This is a genomic window from Larsenimonas suaedae, assembly GCF_023712105.1.
In the GTDB taxonomy this organism is placed as follows: domain Bacteria; phylum Pseudomonadota; class Gammaproteobacteria; order Pseudomonadales; family Halomonadaceae; genus Larsenimonas; species Larsenimonas suaedae.
The window spans coordinates 778,779-803,011 of sequence record NZ_JAMLJI010000002.1 but is presented as its reverse complement, the minus strand read 5'-3'; the positions used below and the strand labels follow the sequence as shown (position 1 = coordinate 803,011).

The 24,233-nt window shown below is 59.1% G+C and carries 20 protein-coding genes and 1 riboswitch; of the genes, 5 read left to right on the top strand and 15 right to left on the bottom strand.

The genetic code is table 11. The annotated features are described in order from the left end of the window. Positions 1-560 precede the first annotated feature (560 nt). The 4 genes from NAT49_RS09545 to NAT49_RS09530 all read right to left on the bottom strand — a co-directional run bounded on the left by NAT49_RS09545 (position 561) and on the right by NAT49_RS09530 (position 5,191). Positions 561-2,261, bottom strand: coding sequence for an L-lactate permease (locus NAT49_RS09545; RefSeq protein ID WP_251593536.1), 1,701 nt, complete (start codon positions 2,259-2,261; stop codon positions 561-563). Between the two features lie 112 nt (positions 2,262-2,373). Next, positions 2,374-3,027, bottom strand: a complete 654-nt coding sequence (locus NAT49_RS09540; RefSeq protein WP_251593535.1) for a LutC/YkgG family protein — start codon at positions 3,025-3,027, stop codon at positions 2,374-2,376. Further along, positions 3,024-4,439, bottom strand: coding sequence for a LutB/LldF family L-lactate oxidation iron-sulfur protein (locus tag NAT49_RS09535; protein ID WP_251593534.1), 1,416 nt, complete (start codon positions 4,437-4,439; stop codon positions 3,024-3,026). Before NAT49_RS09535 ends, NAT49_RS09540 begins: the two co-directional genes overlap by 4 nt. Next, entirely contained in the window at positions 4,436-5,191 is a 756-nt protein-coding gene (locus tag NAT49_RS09530) for a (Fe-S)-binding protein (RefSeq protein WP_251593528.1), read from the bottom strand. Before NAT49_RS09530 ends, NAT49_RS09535 begins: the two co-directional genes overlap by 4 nt. 287 nt (positions 5,192-5,478) lie before the next feature. Between NAT49_RS09530 and NAT49_RS09525 the strand changes: the two genes are divergently transcribed. Next, on the top strand, positions 5,479-6,258 hold the full coding sequence (locus NAT49_RS09525; protein WP_251593527.1) for a GntR family transcriptional regulator: 780 nt from the start codon (positions 5,479-5,481) through the stop codon (positions 6,256-6,258). 2 nt (positions 6,259-6,260) lie between these two features. Here the strand turns inward: NAT49_RS09525 and NAT49_RS09520 are convergent, their stop codons facing one another. The 3 genes from NAT49_RS09520 to NAT49_RS09510 form a co-directional block, all read right to left on the bottom strand. Then, a complete protein-coding gene (locus NAT49_RS09520; RefSeq protein ID WP_251593524.1) occupies positions 6,261-6,935 on the bottom strand; it encodes a metal-dependent hydrolase in 675 nt (224 codons plus the stop codon). Between the two features lie 90 nt (positions 6,936-7,025). After that, positions 7,026-7,556 carry a gamma carbonic anhydrase family protein gene (locus NAT49_RS09515; protein ID WP_251593523.1) on the bottom strand — a complete coding sequence of 177 codons (531 nt, stop codon included), beginning with the start codon at positions 7,554-7,556 and terminating at the stop codon, positions 7,026-7,028. 46 nt (positions 7,557-7,602) lie between these two features. After that, a complete protein-coding gene (locus NAT49_RS09510) occupies positions 7,603-8,958 on the bottom strand; it encodes a sodium-dependent transporter (protein WP_251593522.1) in 1,356 nt (451 codons plus the stop codon). A 119-nt stretch (positions 8,959-9,077) separates the two neighbouring features. On the opposite strand from NAT49_RS09510, the gene prlC reads away from it, so the two are divergent. Beyond that, positions 9,078-11,129, top strand: coding sequence for an oligopeptidase A (gene prlC, locus NAT49_RS09505; RefSeq protein WP_251593521.1), 2,052 nt, complete (start codon positions 9,078-9,080; stop codon positions 11,127-11,129). Positions 11,130-11,193: 64 nt separating this feature from the next. Next, the gene (locus tag NAT49_RS09500) at positions 11,194-11,445 is read left to right on the top strand and encodes a YheV family putative zinc ribbon protein (RefSeq protein ID WP_251593520.1); all 252 of its coding nucleotides are present in this window, start codon (positions 11,194-11,196) and stop codon (positions 11,443-11,445) included. Between the two features lie 110 nt (positions 11,446-11,555). Here the strand turns inward: NAT49_RS09500 and sodC are convergent, their stop codons facing one another. The 3 genes from sodC to NAT49_RS09485 form a co-directional block, all read right to left on the bottom strand. Further along, positions 11,556-12,086, bottom strand: a complete 531-nt coding sequence (sodC, locus tag NAT49_RS09495) for a superoxide dismutase [Cu-Zn] SodC (protein ID WP_251593519.1) — start codon at positions 12,084-12,086, stop codon at positions 11,556-11,558. 67 nt (positions 12,087-12,153) lie between these two features. Next, a complete protein-coding gene (gene metF, locus NAT49_RS09490; protein ID WP_251593518.1) occupies positions 12,154-12,999 on the bottom strand; it encodes a methylenetetrahydrofolate reductase [NAD(P)H] in 846 nt (281 codons plus the stop codon). Positions 13,000-13,110: 111 nt separating this feature from the next. After that, complete coding sequence (locus tag NAT49_RS09485) at positions 13,111-13,947, bottom strand: UDP-2,3-diacylglucosamine diphosphatase (RefSeq protein ID WP_251593517.1); 837 nt, start codon at positions 13,945-13,947, stop codon at positions 13,111-13,113. Positions 13,948-14,134: 187 nt separating this feature from the next. On the opposite strand from NAT49_RS09485, the gene NAT49_RS09480 reads away from it, so the two are divergent. Further along, entirely contained in the window at positions 14,135-15,262 is a 1,128-nt protein-coding gene (locus NAT49_RS09480; protein WP_251593516.1) for a glycerol dehydrogenase, read from the top strand. 109 nt (positions 15,263-15,371) lie between these two features. Here NAT49_RS09480 and ahcY read toward each other — a convergent pair whose 3' ends face one another. From ahcY to metK, 4 genes are all read right to left on the bottom strand, one after another. Further along, a complete protein-coding gene (gene ahcY, locus NAT49_RS09475) occupies positions 15,372-16,784 on the bottom strand; it encodes an adenosylhomocysteinase (RefSeq protein ID WP_432806149.1) in 1,413 nt (470 codons plus the stop codon). Positions 16,785-16,800: 16 nt separating this feature from the next. Further along, a riboswitch (S-adenosyl-L-homocysteine riboswitch) is annotated at positions 16,801-16,876 on the bottom strand. A gap of 263 nt (positions 16,877-17,139) precedes the next feature. Next, entirely contained in the window at positions 17,140-18,381 is a 1,242-nt protein-coding gene (locus tag NAT49_RS09470; RefSeq protein WP_251593512.1) for a cation:proton antiporter, read from the bottom strand. Between the two features lie 6 nt (positions 18,382-18,387). Then, positions 18,388-19,404 (bottom strand): PTS sugar transporter subunit IIC, encoded by a 1,017-nt coding sequence (locus tag NAT49_RS09465; RefSeq protein WP_251593510.1) that lies wholly within the window; start codon positions 19,402-19,404, stop codon positions 18,388-18,390. Between the two features lie 107 nt (positions 19,405-19,511). After that, positions 19,512-20,732, bottom strand: a complete 1,221-nt coding sequence (gene metK, locus NAT49_RS09460; RefSeq protein ID WP_251593509.1) for a methionine adenosyltransferase — start codon at positions 20,730-20,732, stop codon at positions 19,512-19,514. Between the two features lie 363 nt (positions 20,733-21,095). Here metK and tkt point away from each other — a divergent pair, with 363 nt between their 5' ends. Continuing rightward, complete coding sequence (gene tkt / locus NAT49_RS09455) at positions 21,096-23,087, top strand: transketolase (RefSeq protein ID WP_251593508.1); 1,992 nt, start codon at positions 21,096-21,098, stop codon at positions 23,085-23,087. A gap of 87 nt (positions 23,088-23,174) precedes the next feature. Here the strand turns inward: tkt and NAT49_RS09450 are convergent, their stop codons facing one another. Further along, the gene (locus NAT49_RS09450; protein ID WP_251593507.1) at positions 23,175-24,227 is read right to left on the bottom strand and encodes a class I fructose-bisphosphate aldolase; all 1,053 of its coding nucleotides are present in this window, start codon (positions 24,225-24,227) and stop codon (positions 23,175-23,177) included. Positions 24,228-24,233: the final 6 nt, after the last annotated feature.

Genomic DNA, 24,233 nt, shown 5'->3' with positions numbered 1-24,233 from the left:
TCTGGCTCGAGTTACAAACTTCTCTGACGAGTCGCTTGTCTCGATATTTGGTGATGCGATCATCACCCCGAGCCAAGCGCCCACACAAATTACCTGATCGACTTGTTAAAGAGCGTCTCGCTGTGGGCTGTGCCCTGTAGCGAGTGGATGAGCATTCTACTCATCCGAGCCGGACTGTCAAGCTTCAATTTTGAGCGACTGATCAGAAAACCAAATTCCGACCTGAAGAGCAAGAAAACCGCTCTTCAATCACTCGAAGCTGCGTCCGATGAAGTGCGGCGCATTCTACCGAACCGGGCTGAAATGTCAACGTCCGATTTTTCAAAAAAGCCTAGAAAAACCAAACCAAATCAGCGCCTTGCGCACTTCATACTGCCTGGCCGTTTGCGACGTCCCCGACAGCGGATGCGTACTTTACCCACGCACTGACCCAAGCGCAACCCCTTTGTCGAAAAAAGATGACTTCGGGATGACACCAATGCAAAAACGCCCCGCTGGCCGGGGCCTGCAGGGCGATACGCGATGCGCCTTTATAGATAGGAAGAATGCCTTGCCAATCGTTAGTGGCTGACCAGGGGATCAAACGCTTCCGCGACACCCAAAAAGAGAATCGCGATGAGGCCAGAGGCAACCAGGTAATAGAGTGTGGGCAGTATCGTCTTTCTAAGTACCTGCCCTTCACGGTCCAGAAGCCCGACCGTTGCCGACGCGGCCACCACGTTATGGATAGCGATCATGTTGCCCGCAGCGGCGCCGACCGCCTGCATGACCACGATCAATACACTGGAGGACCCAAGCAATTGACCCACACTGAACTGGAACTGCGACAGCATCAGATTCGAGATGGTGTTGGAACCTGCAATGAAGGCACCCAACGCTCCTACGCTCGAGGCAAAGAACGGATAGACACTACCAACGGTTGAAGTCACCAGATCGGCCATGGCAACCGGCATGGAGGTAAGCTCCGCTGCGTTGACGCCTGAATTGATCAAGATGCGCACCATCGGCACGGTAAACACCAATACGAATCCCGCACCCAACAGGGTTTTCGACGACTCCGTGACCGCGTCTTTCATTTGGGTCGCCGTCATGCGGTGTAGAAAGAAGGTAATGGCGACCACGATCAGCATGACCCCGCCGGGCAAGTACAGCGGCGAAATCGCACTCGAGACATCCTCCTCCCCGAGAATCCCATTCCACCCAAAGGAGAGCGTTGCCACGAACCACGCCTTGACCTCGGGAAAGACACGCGTAACCACCAATAGCACGGCGAGTACCAGATAAGGCAGCCAGGCAAGCCACAGTTTCATCGGGGCCTTATCCGCCACATCGTCGTAGCGAATCTCGATGTTGCCCTTCCAGACCTCAGGCCACTGGGACAGCGGGGGAAACCGCCACTGACGCTTGGGAAGAAAAAGCCCCTTTCGTGCCGCCAGCACGGTGACCGCAAGCCCGACCAGTGAGCCGATGAGGGACGGGAACTCAGGCCCCAGGAATATACCGGCCAGGGCATAGGGAATAACGAAGCTTGCCCCGGCAAACAGTGCAAAGGGCGCCACTTCAAGCCCTTCACGCCAGCGTTTGTTTTCGCCGAAGAAGCGGGTCAGCATCATGCTCATGAGCAACGGCATGAAAAGACCGACCACCGCATGTGTCAGCGCCACGCCCGAGGTAATCAGATGATAGAACTGCTCCCAGCTCGAGCCTTGTGCAATCAGCTGCTCGGTGACCGCCGCCTTATCGAGGCCTCCGGTCACTCCAACCACGATCGGTGTCCCCACCGCACCGAACGATACCGGCGTGGATTGGATCATCATGCCCATGACGACTGCCGCCATACCGGGAAAGCCGAGCGCGACCAATAACGGCGCGGCCACTGCCGCCGTCGTGCCAAAGCCCGAAGCACCTTCAATGAAGCAGCCAAACAGCCAGGCAACGATAATGGCTTGAATGCGTGGGTCCGGTGAGATGGTTGAAAAGCCGCCGCGGATCGCCGCGATCGCGCCTGAGTGTTTGAGCGTATTCAACAATAAAATGGCGCCGAAGATGATCCAGAGGATCGACAGGGTCAGTAAAAGCCCCTGAATAATGGAGGCACCTACTCGAATCGCGCTCATCTGCCAGACGATTAGGGCAAGGGCCACGGTCACGGCCAGCACCAACGGCATGGCGCGTTTGGCAGGCCAGTTCAATCCCAATAGCAAGATCCCCGCCAATACCAGCGGAGTAAAGGCTACCGCCTGAATCCACATGCTCCCCATAACTTCGCTTCCTGATCTATAAGGCCGCTGCCTTGGTTGTGATTATTGTGCTGCGTGATAGAAACGTGCTGCTGCCGTTGGAATTGGATGGCCATGGCAGCCTGGCCGGAAATCAGTCAGACCGTGTAATCAAGAGCACGACCAGCGCTTTCGGGCCGTGCGCTCCGAACACCAACGTCTGCTCGATGTCAGCGGTCTTGCTCGGTCCCGAAATCAGCAACGCATTGCTGGGCAACCCCTTGTGCCAGGACTGAGCCGATTGCAGCTCGAAAAAGCTCGAGTAAATGTGGCGTTCATCGACCACCACAATATGGACAGGCGGAATCAGGCTCAGGCTTCGGGGCTCATCGGCGTCAGGCCAAAGACAGACCGAACCGGTCTCTGCAATGGCGCCGCAGGATGACGTCAGACCCGCCTCGAGACGCTCGAATGCCTCACGTCCTTTAACCGACGCAAACGACACCAGCCGTCGGCGGCCGTCCTGTAGGTCACGCCGCGCTGCTTGCGCCCAGGGATGAATCTCGCCCAGCCCCAGCGCAGTGATTTCACGTGAATCCAGCACTTTTGCCAGTGCATCCGTCCAGGTCGCTTCCGTGGTTTCGATGACCTCGGCTCGGGCTGCACGAAGTGATTCGATGAAACGGGTCTTGCGCACGGCCGCATCAAGCGGCCGATGCATGACGCTGTAATCAAGCTCAGTAAACTGTGTAGGCGCTGGTGCGGCGCGCTCACGCAGCCGCGAAAGGATACGATCGCGTGCACTCATGAGCGCCTCCGCTGTGCCAGTTGTTGTTTGAGCGAGGTTGCAGCCGGCGTCGGTCGCACTCGGTTGTCGGTCCAGGGCGCGACCCGCTTCGGCACCGCCGAACGGCACGCCTGCACGACTCGCACTCCTATCCGCCAGCAGCGGGGATGTCGAGCCAGCCAGGAAAACAGTTTCCAGCCCATGGCCTCCATCGGCCGACGTGCACTGCCGGCGCCTTCGATGTTGCCCTTGCCCTCGCCCACCGCCTCGTTTCGAAGCCGAACCAGCAATTTCGGGATGGGGATGCGCACCGGGCACACTTCTCCACAGGCCCCGCATAAGCTTGAGGCTGTGGGTAAGTTTTTGGTGGTGTTGAGCCCTAGAAGATGCGGCATCAGGATCTTGCCGATCGGCCCTGGATAGGTCGTACCGTAGGTATGACCACCCACCCGGGTGTACACCGGGCAGTGGTTCATGCAGGCGCCGCAGCGAATGCACTGAAGCGTCTCGGCATACTCCTCATCCTGATACATACGGGAGCGGCCATTATCGACCAGCACCAGATGCACTTCTTCCGGGCCATCCACTTCCTGGCCCCGCCAAGGGCCACTGATCATGTTGAAGTAAGTCGTGACGTTCTGGCCGATGGCCGAGCGGGTCAGAAGCGCATAAAGCGGCGGTACATCCTTGAATTCAGCCACCACCTTTTCGATCCCGGTGATCGCGATGTGCACCGGCGGCACCGTCGTGGTCAAACGGCCATTGCCTTCGTTTTCCACCAGACACAGGGTACCGGTTTCAGCCACTGCAAAATTGACCCCGGAAATGCCGACATCGGCCGTCTGAAACCGGTCACGAAGTTGCGCCCGCGCGGCATGCGTCAGCTCCTCGGCATCGTTTGTCTCACGAGTACCGGTGCGCTGGTGCATCAATGTCGAGATGTCGGCGGTGTTCTTGTGAATCGCCGGCATGATGATGTGCGAGGGCGTTTCATCCGCCATCTGCACGATGTATTCCCCCAGATCAGACTCGAGCGCCTCGATACCGGCCTCGGCCAGCCGGGCGTTGAGTTCGACCTCCTCGGACACCATCGATTTGCCCTTGATCACGCTTTGAGCGCCGCGGGCCTTGCAAAGCTCCGTGATCACGCGGCCAGCATCGTCGGCGCTCTCGGCCCAGTGCACGGTAATGCCGTTACGCTGACAGCTGGCTTCGAGCTGCTCGAGGAGATCCGGAAGGTGGCGCAGCGCCTTTTGACGAATGCCCTGGCCAAGATCACGCAGGGCCTCGATGTCCCACGAATCGAATGAGCCAAGACGCTTGGCCATCAATCCATCCATGGCGCCCCGGAAGTTATGCCTGAGCTGAGGGTTGGAAAGCGCCTGTGCCGATTGGTGGTGAAACGCTGCCGGAGTGAAGGTTTTTACACTCATGAGCTGCGCCGCCATAGATAGCTTGCAATATGCTCACCGTGAACCTTGGCCTTGCGGTACTTAAAGTGCCCATCGATATTCATGAGACACCCGCAATCAGAAGTGACTAGGTGCTCCGCCTGCGCCGCTTCAATCGCTGCACATTTATCCTCGACCATGGCCTGAGAGACCTTGCCATGCTTGACCGAAAAGGTACCGCCGAACCCGCAGCACTCCGAGGCACGCGCCTGCTCGACCAGAGTCACGTTGCTCAACTGACGTAGAAGCGCCGGGCCGGTATCGGCAAGGCCCATCTCTCGTCGAGCGCTGCAGGACGTATGCATGGCTACCCGCTCATCCGGGCCATGATCCTTAAGCCGAACATGACAGACGTGTACCAGAAACTCGGTCAGCTCAAATATGCGCTCGGCTACTGACTTGGCGGCCTGCTCTTCGGGCTGACCGTCAAAGAGTTCCGGATAATGACGCCGCATCATTCCACCGCAGGAGCCCGAAGGCACGATGATCGGCCAGGGCTCGTCGAACAGACGCAGCTGATGACGAGCCACGTCAATGGCCTGGGCGCGATACCCTGACGTAAAGGCCGGCTGACCGCAGCAGGTCTGGCCGTCGGGAAAGAGGACCTCGATGTTTTCTCGTTCAAGCAACGAAACGGCATCCAACCCCGCGCCGGGATAGAACACATCGATCAGACAGGTTCCGAAGAAATACACCTTCTCCGGTTTTGGGGGATACAGCTTCACTGTGCTCATCCGAACGCCCACGGCTGATAATTGGTAAAACCAATTTATAGTTGGTGTGAGGTACGGTAGGCGCTTCGCTTGACCACGGTCAACGCCTTGCTGGCGAAGCCGGCGTATCAATTAGTATAACGCTATAAAAAGATCAACAATTACAGGGCATTGCCCAGTCGTCAGCTTTAGATCCCTTACTATATATTGGTAATACCAATTTATACCTTTGGGCCGATTGTGGCTTTTGACACAATGACACCACTGCCGATCCCTGGTTGGCCCATTCTTTATCGAGCGAGAACCGCATGGCCTATCCTCCGCTTCGCCAGCCACGCCTGGCTGATGTCATCACCGAGCGCCTTGAAGCGATGATGCTCGAGGGCAGCCTGCTTCCGGGTCAGAAACTACCGCCGGAGCGGGAGCTGGCCGAACAATTCGGAGTCTCACGCCCCTCGGTTCGTGAAGCGATTCAAAAGCTGTCGGCCCGAGGGCTTCTGACCAGTCGTCAGGGCGGGGGCAATTTTGTCAGCGAGCGCCTGAACGGCGGGTTCGACGACCCCATGCTCGAGATGCTGGCACGGCATGAGGAATTTCACCTCGATTTGCTGGAGTTTCGCTCGGCCATGGAGGGTATTGCCGCGTATTACGCTGCACTCCGCTCGACCCAGGCCGACCGGGACAGACTTCAGGCCTGCTTCGACGCCCTGACCGACAGTTACAACCACCCCTCGAGCGAGCGCCACGCACAGTCAGAGGCGCAGGCCGACGCCGCCTTTCACTTCGCCATCGCGGAAGCGGCGCATAACGTGTTGGTGCTGCATAACGTACGCGGCATCTTTCATCTGCTTGAAAAAAGCATCACGGCCAATCTTGCGTTTCTGTTCGAAAAGCCGGGCACGCGCGACGTCTTGATCCAGCAGCACCGGACCCTGCTTGAAGCGATTCTGGAAGGACGAGCCGACGACGCCCGCGCCAGCGCGCATGAGCATCTGGCATTCGTCGAGGACAATATTCTGGAGATGGAGCGCGCCGAAACGCGCAACCAGCGGGCACTGAGACGCTCTCAAACCCATCTTCCGCGCTAGGGTCAGGTCACAAACAGCGACCAGGTGTGCTGAACCAGCGCCAACAGGGCTTCGGTGGGTGGAAGCCAGGGCGTAAGGGAGGCAAAGGCCAACAGCATCAGTACCGCGGTGGCTGGAGAGCCATAATCGAAAAGCTTGAAGGCCGTTCCAAAGGAGCGCTTGATGCGGGTGCCGGCCAGGTCAATGCTGTAGCACTCATCAAGCAATAGATGAATGCAGGCACCGACGAACAGCGCCACACCATGGCACCACGCCTGCGTCGGCGGTTGCTGGAACAACTGATAGCTCAAGCCGCTGACGGCGGCGCCACTGACGGCGGCGGCCAATAGCGAGTGCCAGATCCCCCGGTGGACCGAAAAGCGCTTGAAGATGGCGCTGCCCAGATACCGTATCGCGAGAAATGTCCCGGCGCCGAGCCCGAGTAGCCACGGCATCGGTAACCTCGACTGATACATCCCGATGCTGATCACCACCCCGAGAATGGCAAGCACCGTGAACATCAACCGAATCGCGTGGGAATTGTCGGAATCGATGTCCGGCAAAATGCCGCCGAGCGCCACCAGCCCCGCGACCGTGAACGCATTCGTCCAGGGCCAGAGACCCGCCTGAAACCCGAGCCCTGCGGTAACAACGCCGCCGACGGTCGCCACACCCAGATGGGTGTTGAAGTTTGCCATAGCTGTTTACTACTGGATAAAAAAACAGAGTATGGCCCAGAAAAAACAGCTATAACAATAGGTTGGATCAAAAAAGGCGGTGATGCCCGATCACGACGCCAAAAATCGATCCTTGAGCGCGACGTAGTTGTTGGCCGAGTACTCGAAAAAGCGGTACTCCTCCTCCCTCAAGGGACGAAGCGCCTTGGCCGGATTGCCCGCGTAGACATACCCCCGCTCAAGCCGCTTGCCCGACGGCACCATGGCCCCCGCCGCGATCAACACTTCACTTTCGACCACGGCGCCATCCAGCACGATAGCCCCCATGCCGACCAGCACCTTGTCGCCCACCGTGCAGCCATGCAGCACCGCCCGATGCCCGACCGTGACGTCTGAACCGATCGTCAACGGGTAACCTTCCGGATTGAAGTCGCTTGCGTGAGTGATGTGGAGCACACAGCCATCCTGAATGCTGGTGCGTGCACCGATTTGAATGCGATGCATGTCGCCCCGAATCACCGCCGTCGGCCAGACCGAGCAGTCATCGCCAAGCTCAACATTACCAATCACCGTACTGGCCTCATCGATGAATACGCGCTCACCGCACTGCGGCGAGTGTCCTTCGAACGCACGAACGCCCATTGCCTCTTCTCCTGATTCGTTTCGATCACTGCGGCGCAGAAGCGCCTCAGGTCAGCCAGCTCTTGATCAGTGGCGCCATGAGCACCACCACCACCAGTGGAATCGACACCCATCGCGTCAACCAAAGCCACGTCTGGCACAGGGCGTTAGAGCCACCCAGCGCCTTGAACACCTCGTCCCTGTCCATGACCCAGACGGCAAAGACCGCAATCAACGCCCCGCCCAGGGGCAGGAAGATGTCGGTCGGCACCGTGGTCACGACATCGAAGAAGTTGCCATCGCCCCAGAGGTACCAGGATTTCAGCGTGGAAAACGAAAGCGCCGAGGGCAAGCCTACAAGCCATACGCCGCCACCGACCAGCATCGCGGCCTGGCTCCGGCTCATGCGATCGGACTTCACCATGGCAACCATCGGCTCGGCCAGATTGATCGAGGACGTCCAGGTCGCCATGGCCAGAAGCAGGAAGAAGGCCCCGAGCCAGAGACTTCCGCCGGGAAGATCGGCAAAGGCGATCGGGAGCGTGACGAACATGAGCCCCGGGCCTGACGCCGGATCCATTCCTTGCGAAAACACCACCGAAAAGATGGCGATACCGGATAATAGCGCCACCAGAATATCCAGCACGGCCACCGTCAGCACCGCCTTGGGCAGACTCTGATGTTCCGGCATGTAGGCCCCATAGGCCATCAGCGCACACGCACCGATCGCCAGGGTGAAAAACGCATGGCCCATGGCGTTGAGCACGACCGAGGTCGTGATCACGCTGAGATTGGGCGTGAACAGCCAGGCAAGCGCGTCCTGAAACCCGGACGCCGTCGCGCCGTAGCCGACCAGCACGAACAGAACAATGTACAAAAGCGGCATCAAGACGTTATTGAGCTTTTCAAGCCCGCCGCCGATACCCGCCGCCACCACGGTCATGGTCATGAGCATGAAGACGGTGTGGTTGAAGATGACCCGAAAGGGATCCGCCAGAAAGCCCTCGAACGACTGGCCGATCACGGCGCCGCTCTGCCCGGCGAAACGCCCGGTCACTGAATCGAACAGATACTCGAGCGACCACCCCGACACCACCGAATAGAACGAGAGGATGAAAAAGACGGTCACGGCGCCCATAAGCCCGATCCAGCGCCAATGGGGCGAGCGCTGATTATTGACCGCCAGATGCGACAACGCCTGCATCGGGGTGCGGCGCCCGGCGCGGCCGACCGCGATTTCCGCCATCATGACCGGAAGCCCCAGTATCAGCACGAACATCACGTACAGCATCAAAAAGGCCGCGCCGCCGTTCTCACCGGTCATGTAGGGAAAACGCCAAATGTTTCCAAGACCAACGGCCGCGCCTGTCATCGCCATGATAAACGCCCGCCGTGATCCCCAGCGCTCGGCCACTTCACTCATAGGTCGTTTCCTTAATAATTCTCTGGCCTTGAAGATTCGTCATGAGTGGTGCGATTGAAAGTCGCTCGCCGCACCCTCATTGTTGTGAGTATATCTTTTCGCAGGCTGCGAGGTCTTTCATGTCCGACAATCCATTGCTCGATTCCCACACACTGCCGCCGTTTCAGGCCATTCGCCCGGAACACATCGAGCCCGCCATCGATCAATTGATCGATGACAACAAGGCCGAGATCGAGCGACTGGTTGCCCAGAACACCTACAGCTGGGACGCGCTTGCCAAACCGCTGGAAACCCTGAATGACCGCCTTTCACAGGCCTGGTCACCGGTATCACACCTCAACGCCACCATGAACACTCCAGAGCTTCGCGAGGCCTATCAGGCCTGTTTGGCCAAGCTTTCGGCGTACGGCACCTGGCTCGGTCAGCATGAAGGGCTGTTCAAGGCCTATCAGGCGCTGAAGGATGGAAGCGACTTCGACACGCTGACGACCGCGCAGCAGACGTCCATCGAACATACCCTGCGCGATTTTCGTCTGGCGGGCGTGGCACTGCCCGACGAGCAAAAAACGCGCTTTGGCGAGATCAAGGCACGGCTTTCAGAGCTTTCGAACACCTTTTCGAACCACGTACTTGATGCAACACAAGCGTGGTCGCTCGAACTTGAGGATGACACGCGGCTGGCGGGCATTCCCCAAAGCGGACTCGATACGCTTAAAGCCAATGCCGAAGCCAAGGGCAAGGACGGGTATCGCATTACGCTCGATTTTCCGAGCTTTTACCCGGTTATCACCTACGCCGACGACCGCGCCCTGCGTGAAACGGTCTATACGGCCTTTACCACTCGCGCCTCCGACCAGGGCCCGAACGCCGGCGAGTTCGACAACTCACACATCATGAGCGAGATCGTCACCCTGCGTCAGGAACTCGCGGGCATGCTCGGCTTCGAGACCTACGCCGATTACTCGCTCTACACCAAGATGGCCGATAGCCCGCAGCAGGTGCTGGACTTCCTTATCGATCTGGCCGACCGCGCACTCCCCCAGGCGCAGGAAGACATGGCAACGCTTCGCCAGTTTGCCCTCGATGAGCTTGATATCGAGCACCTGAACGCGTGGGACATCGGCTACGTAAGCGAAAAGCTCCGCCAGCAGCGCTACGCCATCTCTCAGGAAGAGCTTCGCCCCTACTTTCCGGCACCCAAGGCCGTCGATGGCCTGTTCAAGGTCACCGAACGCCTGTACGGCCTAACGTTCGAAGAACGCACTGACGTACCCAAGTGGCATGACGACGTTCGCTATTTCGATATTCTCGATCAGGGTGACATCATCGCAGGCTTCTACCTCGATCTTTATGCTCGTGAAGGCAAACGCGGCGGCGCCTGGATGGATGAGTGTCGCGTACGCAGAACACGAAGCGATGGCAGCCTGCAGTTGCCGGTGGCGTACCTGACCTGCAACTTCACTCGCCCTGTAGGCGACAAGCCGGCGCTTTTGACCCACGACGAAGTGCTGACGCTGTTCCACGAGTTCGGCCATGGCCTGCATCACATGCTGACCAAGCAGGACGTTGCTGATGTTTCCGGCATCAACGGTGTCGCCTGGGACGCGGTGGAACTGCCGAGCCAGTTCATGGAGAACTTCTGCTGGGAGCGTGAGGGGCTCGATATGATTGCCTCGCACGTCGATACCGGCGAGCCGCTGCCCGATGACCTGTTCGAGAAGCTAAAGGCTGCGCGCAATTTCCAGTCCGCCATGCAGATGATGCGCCAGATCGAATTCTCGCTGTTTGACCTGCGCCTCCACCATGAGCAGAGCGCGCCCTCGGCAGACGCCATTCAAGCACTCTTGAACCAGGTTCGCGATCAGGTCAGCGTGACTCCGCGCGCCGACAAGAACCGTTTCCAGCACGGTTTCAGCCATATCTTCGCCGGCGGCTACGCAGCCGGGTATTACAGCTACAAATGGGCAGAAGTGCTGTCGGCCGATGCGTTTTCGGCGTTCGAGGAGGCCGGCACGTTCGACCGTGAGACTGGCCAGAGCTTCCGGGAAAACGTGCTCGAAATGGGTGGCGCCCGCGATGCAGCGACGCTGTTCGAAGCCTTCCGTGGTCGCGCACCCAGCATCGACCCCCTGCTTCGCCACTCCGGCATCGTTACCGACGACGTTGCCTGATACTGACGCTTTTTGCTGTACATCGGGGCCGGTCTTCCGGCCCCTTCGTTTAAGGAGGCCGTGAATGTCCACGCCAAAACGTTTTATTGCCGGGGCAATCTGCCCACGCTGCGCCGAGATGGATCGGGTGCGCGCCTGGGAGAGTCAGGGCGTTCGTTATCGCGAGTGCGTCAGCTGTGACTTTTTCGAACAGCTCCCGATCGAAGAGCAGCCCGGCAACGACGAGATCGAGACACGGGTCAACCGCCCGCGCGATACCGAACAGAATAACGACATACAGACCGTCAAGATCATCACGCCGTCGTCGAAATCGTGATCGCTTTCCGCTGATCTCGACGCTTATATCGACGGCATCCGGCCGGTTCAGACACAAAAAAACGGCCTATCGATGGATAGGCCGTTTTGCGTTTGGCGAGCTTGATCGGCTCAGTCGGAGTCGATGACGCCGCATGCCCAGCGCGCGCCACCGCCACCGAGCTTCGGCGGTTCGCTGTAGGTGTCACCGCCTTCGTGGATCACCAGGGCATGACCTGCCAGATCACTCTCCTTCAGGCGCGGCGCCAGAACCGGTGTGGTCGCATTGCCTTCATCCCCTGCCATCAAGACAGGCAGATCGCCCAGGTGGCTGTCCTCGACGTACGGCCCCGCGTGAGTGCCCGTATCTGCCGGGTCGAAGTGACCACCGGCTGCACCAGCCGGCGTTACCTCTCCGTCCTTGGTGCTCGGTTGACAGCTCGGGGTCTGATGCAGATGAAAGCCATGCATGCTGCCGGGCGTCAAACCGTGGATGTCCGGGGTCATCAACAGGCCGTACTGGGTGTCCTTGAGCGTGACACTGCCCACGCTTTCCCCGGTACCAGACTCATTGACCTTGTTCAACGTGACATCGACGTCGGCCATGGCCATAGGCATGGCCACTACGGACAATGCCGCAGCCACTAGAGTTCGCTTCAACATGTCAGTCTCCTTGCCTCGCGTTTTAATGCACCCTACAACGCTAGCTCAGAGCCCGCGGTGATGCGAATCAACGCGGCAAAGACAGCCCATCCAGAATGGCAAGGCTCGGCTCGGCCTGATTGAGCGTGTAGAAGTGGATGCCCGGCGCACCGCCATCGATCAACTGCTGGCTCAGCTTCGTCACGAACTCCTGCCCAAAGGCCTGAAGGCTCTGGGTATCATCGCCGTACGCCTCGAGCTGGCGGCGGGCAAAGCGGGGAATTTCAGCCCCGCACAGCTCCGAGAACCGGGCCAGTTTCGAGTAGTTGGTGATCGGCATGATGCCCGGAATGATCGGCACGTCGCAGCCCTTGGCGCGCACTCGGTCGACGAAGTGGAAATAGGCGTCGGCGTTGAAGAAATACTGAGTGATGGCCATGTCGGCCCCAGCCTTGACCTTGTCAACGAAACGGCTGACGTCCTTTTCGATGGTGTCGGACTGAGGGTGGCACTCGGGGTACGCCGCGACCGAAAGCTTGAAGTGATCGCCGGTCTCCTCACGAATGAACTGGATCAAATCGGAGGCGTAGCGAAAATCACCGACGCCCATGGAGCCGGACGGCATGTCGCCGCGAAGCGCGACCAACCGCTCGATGCCAACGTCCTGATAACGTTTCAGGAGATCGGAAAGATCCGAGCGCTCACTTGAAATGCACGACAAATGAGGCGCGGTATCGACACCGGACTCGCGCACGTTCTGAACGGTTCCGAACGTTTTTTCACGGGTGGAGCCGCCCGCACCGAAGGTCACCGAGAAGAAATGCGGCGAACGCTCAGCCAAGCGGTCACGTACGAGGCGCAGCTTTTCCTCCCCGACTTCCGTGCGGGGCGGAAAGAATTCGAAACTGATGCTCAGGGAGGACTCGGTGCTCATGATCTATTCTCGTCTAGCGCCGGTAGGTACCGGATATAAAAGGGCTTATCGATGAGAGAATTGTGCCCGACTCCCCATCAGGAAACGAATGAATGTTTCTTGGAAACAACTTCAATTTGATTCATACACGGCGTGCGCCCTGGACGGCGTTGCCGAACCTGCGTTGTTGCCTTCGTAGAACGGCGCAGTCGCCAGTACCGTCAGCTCGTAGTCGACCATGTGGAACTGTCCGTCCTTCATTTCCACCAGCGCCGTGCAGTGCTCGACCCAATCGCCACAGTTCGCATACAGATACCCGTTGTACTCCCTGAGACTCGGCAAGTGGATGTGTCCACCCATATAGCCTTGCGTCCGCTCGGTTCGCGCCCGCTCGATCGCGGCGGTTTCGAATACGTTGATGTAGCGCTTGGTGCGTTCGGAATGGCGCTTGAGTGCGGCCGACAGTGACCAGTACGGCAGGTTGAAGCGCTCCCGTGTCTGCGTGATCCAGCGATTGATCACCCGAAGGCCGTTAAGCATGCGACTCCCGAGCTGGTGAAGCCAGGGCGCCACCGCCTCATGCATCTGCTCGTCGAACTCATCGCCATGAGCGATCAGCATCTTCCGACCATCCTTCATCGTGAAAAAGCATTCCTGCTCGATGCGAATGTTGAAGATTTCCGACCCGCACAAGCGCCGAAAGGCAGCGTCGTGATTGCCGGGAATGTAGATCATGTCGCAATCGGTGCGGGCACGCTCGATCAACAGTGAAATCAGCTGCTGCTGCGCAGGCGTCAACACCGCGCGGCGGCGCATGGCGATCAGATCGAAGATGTCACCGACCAGATAGATCCGGCTCGGGTTAATGCGCTCGAGCACGCTGATCAATCGACTGGCCTGGCAGTCGGGCGTCCCCATATGAAGATCGGAGATGAACAGGGTTTCGACGCTTTCGGTATCCAACGTCATCAAGGCTTATCCTTTATTTCGACTTCAACACGAAAGACACCCGCTGAACCCTTCGGTTCTCGGCGCCTTCCGCTCGCTATAGCTGCGGCAATTTTCCACGGCCTCGTTGTGGTTACGCCCCTTTTGAGCCCCTATCCTCGAAAAGGCAGCGTCCCGATACATCTGACGTTTAAACCTAGGAGGCCCCATGGCACCGAGCAAGCCGACACCCCGCGTCTTCATCAGCCCATCACGGTATGTACAAGGCCCGGGTATTCTCCTCGACAGCGCCGAGCACCTCAAGAAAATCGGTCAGCGCCACCTCATCGTCGCCGATGAATTTGTCTGGAACATGACGGGCAACGCCCTGCTGGGCCATTTGGATCAGGCCGGCATCCATGTCCACCATGAACAGTTCAACGGGGAAGCCTCGGCGGGCGAAATCGAGCGACTCTCCGCGCTTGCCGAGCGCTTTGACGCCGACGTCATTGTCGGGCTCGGGGGCGGCAAGACCCTCGATACTGCAAAAGCCATCGCAGATGATATCGGCAGCGCCTGCGCGATCTTTCCAACCACAGCCTCGACCGATGCGCCCACCAGCGCGCTGTCGGTCATCTATGACGATCAGGGCCGGTTCGACCGCTACCGCTTTTACGACAAGAACCCCGACCTCGTCCTGGTCGACACCGAGATCATCGCAAAGGCACCAGCGCGTTTTCTGGCCTCTGGCATCGCCGACGCCATGGCAACCTGGATCGAGGCGCGCTCATCGATTGCCGCCAATTCGATCACCATGGCAGGCGGACAGAGCACTCTACTCGGCGCCGCCATCGGCGAAACCTGCGAAAAAACCCTGTTTACTTACGCCCGCCAGGCCTTCCAGGCCAATCAGGCCGGCATCGTAACGCCTGCCCTCGAGGCTGTGGTCGAAGCCAATACGCTGCTCAGCGGGCTCGGATTCGAAAGCGGCGGACTTGCCTGTGCGCACGCGATTCACAACGGGTTTACTGCGCTTTCCGGTGATATCCATCACCTGACCCACGGTGAAAAGGTCGCCTACGGTACGCTGTCTCAGCTGATGCTTCAGGGCACCTCGGATGAAGAGTTCGAACGTTACCTCGCGCTCTACATCGAACTCGGCTTGCCGGTCACGCTCGAGGCGCTGTCGTTGGACAGCAACGACACCGAGGCCTTGAACGCGGTCGCGACCGCCGCACTGAAAGACGGCGAGACCAGCCATAATCTTTCATTCGAACCCACACCCTCGATGATCGTTGGCGCCATGATCGCGGTGGACCGCTACGCCCAGAGCTATAAGACGCGTCACGGCCTTTGAGCCTTTAGCACGGGCGTGCGTAACCGCCGCCATTCAAAAAAAATGCCGCCCCATGGGGCGGCATTTCGCGTTCAGGATCCGTTTAACTCAGATCGTTGAACAGCGCCGATCAATAGCGGTATTCGTCCGGCTTGAACGGCCCTTCCTGCGGCACGCCCAGGTACTCGGACTGCTTGGCCGTCATCTTGGTCAGAACACCGCCAAAGCCTTCGACCATGTAACGCGCGACTTCCTCATCGAGCTGCTTGGGCAGCACTTCGACCGTCAACCGCGCGCTGCGCTCGCTTTCCTCGAGGTCGGCGAACTTGCGCTCGTACAAGTGAATCTGCGCTAGCACCTGGTCGGCGAAGGAGCCGTCCATCACGCGAGACGGGTGACCGGTCGCGTTGCCCAGGTTGACCAGGCGCCCTTCGGAGAGCAGCAGCAGGTAGTCGTCGCTGGTCGGGTCGAAGTTGTCCTGCGAGCCGTCGCGGTAAATCTTGTGTACCTGCGGCTTCACTTCTTCCCAGCCCCAGTGCTTGCGCATGTAGGCGGTGTCGATTTCGTTATCGAAGTGACCGATGTTGCAGACGACCGCGCCTTTCTTGAGCGCCTTCAGCATGCCGGCGTCGCACACATTTACGTTGCCGGTCGTGGTGACCACCAGATCGATCTTGCCGAGCAGGGTCGTATCGACCGCGTCGTCACGTTCGGTGTTGGCGCCATCGATGTAGGGCGAGACAACTTCATAGCCGTCCATGCACGCCTGCATCGCACAGATCGGATCGATCTCGGAGACCTTCACGATCATGCCTTCCTGACGAAGCGAGGCCGCAGAGCCCTTGCCCACGTCGCCGTAGCCGATCACCAGCGCCTGCTTGCCGGAGAGCAGATGGTCGAGCGCGCGCTTGATCGCATCGTTCAGCGAGTGGCGGCAGCCGTACTTGTTGTCATTCTTGGACTTGGTCACCGAGTCGTTGACGTTGATGGCCGGCACTTTCAGCGTGCCTTTCTTCATCATCTCGATCAGGCGGTGAACACCGGTGGTGGTTTCTTCACTGATGCCGTGAATGGCGTCAAGCAGCTGCGGGTACTTGTCGTGCAGCAGTTCGGTCAGATCGCCACCGTCGTCCAGCACCATGTTGGGCTTCCAGCCATCGGGGCCTTCCACGGTCTGCTCGATGCACCACCAGAACTCGTCCTCGGTTTCGCCTTTCCAGGCAAAGACCGGGATGCCTGCCGCCGCGATGGCCGCTGCCGCCTGATCCTGGGTTGAAAAGATATTGCAGGAAGACCAGCGCACGCTCGCACCCAGCTCGATCAGTGTCTCGATCAACACCGCCGTCTGGATGGTCATGTGAATGCAGCCCGCGATCCGGGCGCCCGCAAGCGGCTGCTCGGCGCGGTATTTCTCGCGAATTTTCATCAGCGCGGGCATTTCGGTTTCCGCGATGCGAATTTCGCGACGGCCCCAGTCGGCCAGCGACAGATCCGCGACCTTGAAATCACCGTCTTTGGTCGTGTCATACGCCATTGCGCACATACCTTTCTCCATTCTTAGCGAATGGGCGCCGTTGCCTCTTCATGAGCGCCCCTCGAGCCTCGCGGTCACCCGCTGCAGCGCCCCTCGAGCGGCACGTAATCAACCTGTCGACCGCCTGAATCCGTCAAAAGGTCGACAAGACGTCAGTATAACGAAGATGACTCGAATGCCGAACCGTCGGGCTCGGCACCTGTTTACACGCCTGGTCCTTCTTTTCTATCTCTACTTCGCCTATCCCTGTTTCTTCGGCCATGAGGCGGCGGAGTTTAGACGATAAGCAATACGCAGTATCCCGCTGTGGATGATTTTTCCATGACACCGGCTGTGGATAGATCACATTGGAAAGGCCGCACCGCTACTTGTGAGGCAGTACCGCCCTGACCAGCGTTCCGATCGTCAGGCCCTGCACCAGAATCGAGAACAGCACGATGATGTAGGTGATGACCACAAGCGTCTCCCGGTATGGGCTTTCAGGCAAGCCAAGCGCCAGCGCCACCGAAATGCCGCCGCGAAGCCCACCCCAGGTCAGCACGCGCGTCGTGCCCGCTCGAAAATCGAACGTCTTGCGCAACAGCGTGGTCGGAAGCCCGATGGTCAAAAAGCGCACGCACAGGATCAGAGCAATCAAGGGCGCAGCGATCCAGAGGTAATCGAGCGTCAGCGGAATCAGCAAAAGCTCGAGCCCGATCAACACGAACAGGACCGCGTTCAGAATTTCATCGATCAATTCCCAGAAGCCATCGACGTAGCGGCGGGTGTTATCGGACATCGCCCCGGTACGAGCCATGTTGCCGATGATCAGCCCGGCCACCACCATCGCAATGGGGCCGGACACATGAAGGCTCGAGGCCAGAGCGTAGCCGCCAATCACCAGCGCCAGGCTCAGCATCACCTCGACCTGATGCTGATCGATGCTTTTCATCAGGGAATAGACCAGCCCGCCAAGCGCCAGGCCAAGTGCGATGCCGCCGCCGGCCTCTTCAAGAAACAGCAGACCAACGCCCGATGGCGTGAGTGCATGGCTTGACGACGCGCTCGCCGCGCCCAGAAGCGCGGTAAACACCACCACCGCAACACCGTCATTGAACAGCGACTCCCCGACGATCTTGATTTCCATGTCGTCCGGCGCACCGGCATTTCGCATGATGCCCAGCACCGCAATGGGGTCGGTTGGCGAAATCAGGGCACCGAAGGTCAGGCAGTAGAGATAAGGCACATCGACCCCGAACTGGGCAAACAGCCACCAGGCCGCCGTGCCGATCGCCATCGTCGAGATAAGAACGCCAAAGGTCGCCAATAGCCCGATCGAATAGCGGTAGCGCTTGAGCTTGTCGAGATCAACGTGCAGGGCTCCTGCAAACAGCAGAAACGACAGCATGCCGTCCATCAACAGGGCATTGAAGTTGATCTGATTGAGCCAGAACTCGGCGTGATCGGTAATGACGGTCATCCCGAAGTGATTGAGATTGACCAGCACCAGCGATAACGCAAGCCCGATCACCATCACGCCGATGGTGGGCGGCAGCCGCAATACCTTGTAGTTAAACCAGAGAAAGAGCGCCGTGATGGAAATGAAAAGCGCGGCGATGTTCAACATGACCTTTTACTCGATCGATAAACGAAAATCGCCAGGGTGAATCCAGCCCTGACGGCACATGAAAAGATAGCTTGCGAAGGCGATGAGTGCCGGGCCAAGCACACACAGCACCGCGATGCCTAAAAGCGATGCGCTTGAAACGCCCATCGTCTGAACCACCATGATTGGCCCGACCAGCCCACTGGTGCCCATGCCCGCACCGGCGGCGTTGCTGCTGAGCGAAAATACGGTCGTTGCCAGCGGCCCGAGCAGCGCCCCTGCAAGCGTCGGCGGCACGAGAATCAGCGGCTTGCGGGCGATGTTGCCGATCATCAGCATCGATGTGCCCAGCCCGAGCGCAAGCGCGGGCCCAACGCCGTTATCCCGATACCCGGCTGCCGCGAAGCCGATCATCTGTGCGGCGCAGCCGACCGTGGCCGCACCGGCCGCCAACCCGTTCAGATCAAGCATGATCGCGATCGCCGCGCTCGAGATCGGCGCCGTCAGCGCAAGGCCCATGACGGTTGCAACGATTGCGCCCATCAGAATCGGGCGAAGCTCGGTGGCCCAACTGATTGTCTGCCCAAGCCCGGTCAGCGCCGAGGCGATGGGCGGCGCCACCAACACCGAAACCAGATACCCAAGCACAAGCGTCACCAGCGGCGTCACCACGATGTCCAGTGGCGTTTCCTTGGCAACCAGCTTGCCTCCTTCGACCGCGACCAATGTCGCGAGCAATGCGCCTGCCGGCCCGCCGAGTGCGGCGCCGAGGCTTCCGGTGACCAGCGCGCTGTAAAGCACCAGCGGCGGCGCGCCGAGCGCATAGGCCACCGCCACACCGATGGCAGCCCCCATCAGACCCATGGCGGTGGTACCAAGCGTCACCAACGCCTCGACGCCAAGCCCGTTACCCAGCGTCTTTAAAATCAACCCGATGATCAGCGAGGCAAAAAGCCCCAGCGCCATATGGCTCAAGCACGTGACACCGTAGAGCTTGAGCCCAGGCGTTACGCCCTTGCGTTGAGCGAACGTCTTGAACGACACGCGTAATCCTCACTCGACGTCATCGAGCGCCAGGCGCTCATGAACAGGAAACCGACATGAAAAGACCCGAACGAAGTCGGGTCTTGGAAACGGCGTACAGCGATTGGTCAGAGGCCGGCGGCCGCCTTGAGATCGTCCGCCTTGTCGATCTTTTCCCACGGGAAGGCCGTGAAGGTTTCGGTCTGGGCCTGGCCATTGACGTCGGTCCAGCTGTAGCTGTGCTCGAACGGATCACGGCCAAAGTGACCGTAGGACGCCGTCAGCTGATACATCGGGTGCAGCAGATCGAGCATGCGCGTGATCGCAAACGGACGCAGGTCAAAGTGCTCGCGCACCAGCTCGATGATCCGGTCGTCGCCGATCTTGCCGGTGCCGAACGTGTTGATCGAGACAGAGGTGGGCTCGGCCACACCGATGGCGTAGGAGACCTGAATCTCGCATTTGTCGGCCAGGCCCGAGGCGACAACGTTCTTGGCCACATATCGGCCAGCATAGGCCGCGCTGCGGTCGACCTTTGACGGATCCTTGCCGGAGAACGCTCCGCCGCCGTGACGCGCCATGCCGCCGTAGGTATCGACAATGATCTTGCGACCGGTCAGACCGCAGTCACCCACCGGGCCACCGATCACGAACTTGCCGGTCGGGTTGATGTGAAACTTGGTGGAATCAGTGATCCACTCGCTCGGCAGCACCTTGCGGATAATAAGCTCTTCCACCGCCTGGCGGAGCTCTTCCTGAGAAATGCCGTCGTCGTGCTGAGTGGACAGGACTACCGCATCAACCGCTACAGGCTTGCCATCGGCGCCGTAGCGGAAGGTCACCTGGCTCTTGGCGTCCGGACGCAGCCACGAAAGCGTGCCGTTCTTTCGAAGCTCGGCCTGACGCTCGACCAGACGATGCGAGTAGTGGATCGGTGCCGGCATATAGGACGGCGTTTCATTGGTGGCGTAGCCAAACATCAGGCCCTGATCGCCTGCGCCCTGATCTTCGGGCTTGGAACGATCGACCCCCTGGGCAATGTCCACACTCTGCTTGCCGATCAGGTTCAAGACGCCGCAAGTCGCACCGTCAAAGCCAACCGCGGAGGAGGTGTAGCCGATGTCGTTGATAACACGACGCACCAGATCCTCAAGATCGACCCAAGCCGAAGTAGTGATCTCACCGGCAACGATCGCAACACCGGTCTTGACCAGTGTCTCGCACGCCACGCGGGCCTGCTTGTCGCGCGCGATCAGCGCGTCTAATACGGCGTCGGAAATCTGATCGGCTATCTTGTCAGGATGCCCTTCAGACACCGATTCGGAAGTAAACAGTGAGTATTCGCTCATGAAACGTCCTTGATCCTCACGTCCAGGAAGAAAAGACCGCTAGCAAATCGTGTTGCCGCGCGCGACTTTGTGAAAGATGAACCAAAAAGTGTACACGCTGACCGATAACGTGCCTAGCGCGCGACACACACCTCGATAACTCGGCCATACCTCGAGCAAGATCAAGGCTCTACGATCACCCTAACCTTCTGTTTCAAACGCAGGCGTTTAGTATTGAATACGCCCTGGATTTGTGATCGAGGCGATCAAATCACACCGGCCTATCTCATACGGGGCTGAAACGCTATTCTGAGGGTTCGAAAGTCTTTGAACGGGAGAACCAGGCAGGTTCTTCTGATAATCACAAGCAGGAGCGTTAACGACATGTCATCTCGTCGCCAACTTGCCAATGCCCTTCGCGCCTTGTCCATGGATGCCGTACAGAAGGCAAACTCGGGCCATCCGGGCATGCCCATGGGTATGGCGGACATTGCCGAAGTTCTCTGGAACGATCACTTGAAGCACAACCCGGCCAACCCTGACTGGGCAGATCGTGATCGTTTCATTCTATCCAACGGCCACGGCTCGATGCTGCATTACGCACTGCTGCACCTGAGCGGCTACGACCTGCCGATGGAGGAGCTGAAAAACTTCCGCCAGCTCGGCTCCAAAACGCCAGGTCACCCTGAGCACGGCTACACGCCGGGCATCGAGACCACGACCGGGCCGCTGGGCCAAGGTCTGGCCAACGGTGTCGGCATGGCTGTAGCCGAGCGTACGCTTGCTGCACAGTTCAACCGTGACGGGTTCGACATCGTCAATCACCGCACCTGGGTGTTCGCAGGCGACGGTTGCCTGATGGAAGGCATCAGCCACGAAGCCTGCTCACTCGCGGGCACGTTGGGTCTTGGTAATCTGGTCGTGTTCTACGATGACAACGGCATCTCCATTGATGGCGAGGTCAAGGACTGGTTCACCGACGACACCGCCGGCCGCTTCCGCGCCTACGGCTGGCACGTCATCGACACCATCGATGGCCACGACCATGAGCAGATCAACCGAGCCATTGAAGAAGCAAAAGACGTTACCGACAAGCCGACCCTGATCATCTGCAAGACCGTGATCGGCTTCGGCTCGCCCAACAAGGCCGGCAAGGAAGAATCTCACGGCGCCGCCCTCGGCGACGATGAGATCGTCGAAACCCGCAAGCAGCTTGGCTGGGAATACGACGCCTTCGAGATCCCGGACGAGATCTACAGCGCGTGGGATGCCCGCGAGCAGGGCCAGTCGCTTGAAGACGAGTACAACCGCCAGATGGCTGAGTACGAGAAGGCCAACCCGGAACTGGCCCAGGAATTGAAGCGTCGCTATAGCGGTGAGCTGCCGCCTGACTTCGATGGTGACAAGATCATCAAACAGGCTCAGGAAAAACAGGAAAAGACCGCATCGCGCAAGGCATCACTCGGCGTTCTCAACGAAGTCGGCCCGAACATGCCGGAACTCTTCGGTGGCAGTGCCGATCTCGCCCCCTCCAACCTGACGCTTTGGGATGGTGCCAAGGCAATCAGCAAGGGCGATTTCGACGGTAACTACCTGCACTACGGTGTACGTGAGTTCGGTATGGGCGCCATCGCCAACGGCATCGCGACCCATGGCGGTTTCGTGCCCTATGACGCGACCTTCCTGGTCTTCATGGAGTACATGCACAACGCCGTACGCATGTCCGCCCTGTCGCACACGCGCATCCTTCACGTCTTCACCCACGACTCCATCGGTCTGGGCGAAGACGGCCCGACGCACCAGCCGATCGAGCAGCTGGCGGATCTGCGTAACCTGCCGGGTCTACACACCTGGCGCCCATGCGATGCAACCGAAACGGCTGCAGCCTGGGTCGAGGGCCTCAAGCGTGAAAAAGGCCCGACGGCACTGATCTTCTCGCGTCAGAACCTGGCCGGACAGGCCCGTAACGATGAGCAGTTGGCCAACATTCGCCGCGGCGGCTACGTCCTGAAGGATGCCGACGGCGGCGCGCCGGAGCTGATTCTGATCGCCACCGGCTCCGAAGTCGAAATCGCAATGGACGCCGCTCAAGCGCTTGAGGAAAAAGGCCGGAAGGTACGCGTGGTCTCCATGCCTTGTACCACGCTGTTCGATGAGCAGGACGCCGAGTATCGCAACGCCGTTCTACCGAACGACGTGCGCAAGCGTTTGGCGATCGAAGCCGCAATTCCCTCGACCTGGTACAAGTACGTCGGCCTGGACGGCGATGTAATCGGCATGACCAGCTATGGCGAATCCGGCAAGGCCGAAGACCTGTTCAAGCATTTCGGCTTTACCGTCGACAATGTCATCAAGCGTGCCGAAGCGTTGAGCTAATCAACTCATCGAATTCGGACACGAAAAAGCCCGGCATCTGCCGGGCTTTTTTTTGGTCATGCACTTCGTATCCGAACGATGAAGCGATCAGGCGATCGTTACATCGTTTGACAGATAGACGTCCTGGATGGAATTCAGGAGCTGAACCCCTTCCTTGAACGGCTTCTGGAACGCTTTACGACCGGAGATCAGACCCATGCCGCCCGCGCGCTTGTTGATGACCGCAGTACGTACGGCTTCGCCAAGATCAGATGCGCCCTTGGAACCGCCGCCTGAGTTGATCAGCCCTGCACGGCCCATATAGGCGTTGGCAACCTGGTAGCGGGCCAGATCGATCGGGTGATCCGAAGTCAGCTCGCTATAAACCTTGTCGTGGGTGTGACCAAAGCCGACTGCCGTGTAGCCACCGTTATTTTCAGGAAGCTTCTGCTTGACGATGTCGGCCTTGATGGTCGCGGCCAAATGTACGGCTTGGCTGCTCAGATCGGAAGACACGTGGTAGTCGGTGCCGTCTTTCTTGAACGCCGGGTTACGCAGGTAAGACCACAGTACGGTGACCATGCCAAGCTCATGCGCACGCTCGAAGGCTTCGCTGATTTCGGTGATCTGACGACGGCTTTCCGGCGATCCGTAATAGATGGTGGCACCTACCGCAACACAGCCCATGCGATGAGCCTGTTCGACCTGCGCAAACAGCGTCTGGTCGTAGATGGCCGGGTAGGTCAGCGTTTCGTTATGGTTCAGCTTGACCATCATCGGAATCTTGTGTGCGTAGCGGCGCGAGACGCTGGACAGGACACCCAGAGTGGAAGCAACGCAGCTGCATCCGCCTTCGATGGCGAGCTCGACGATGTTTTTCGGATCGAAGTACATCGGGTTGGGTGCGAAAGAGGCGCCTGCGGAATGCTCAATGCCCTGATCGATCGGCAGCATGCTGACGTAACCGGTGCCGGCAAGGCGACCTGTATTGAACAGTGCCTGCATGTTGCGCAATACGTGCGGGCTGCGATCGCTGTCTGACATGACGCGATCGATGTAATCGTGTCCAGGCAGATAGAGGTCTTCTTTCTTGAAACCGGTACAGGTGTGATTCAGCAAATGATCGGCTTCGTCACCCAGCAGCTTCGCAATATCGGTCATTGATGC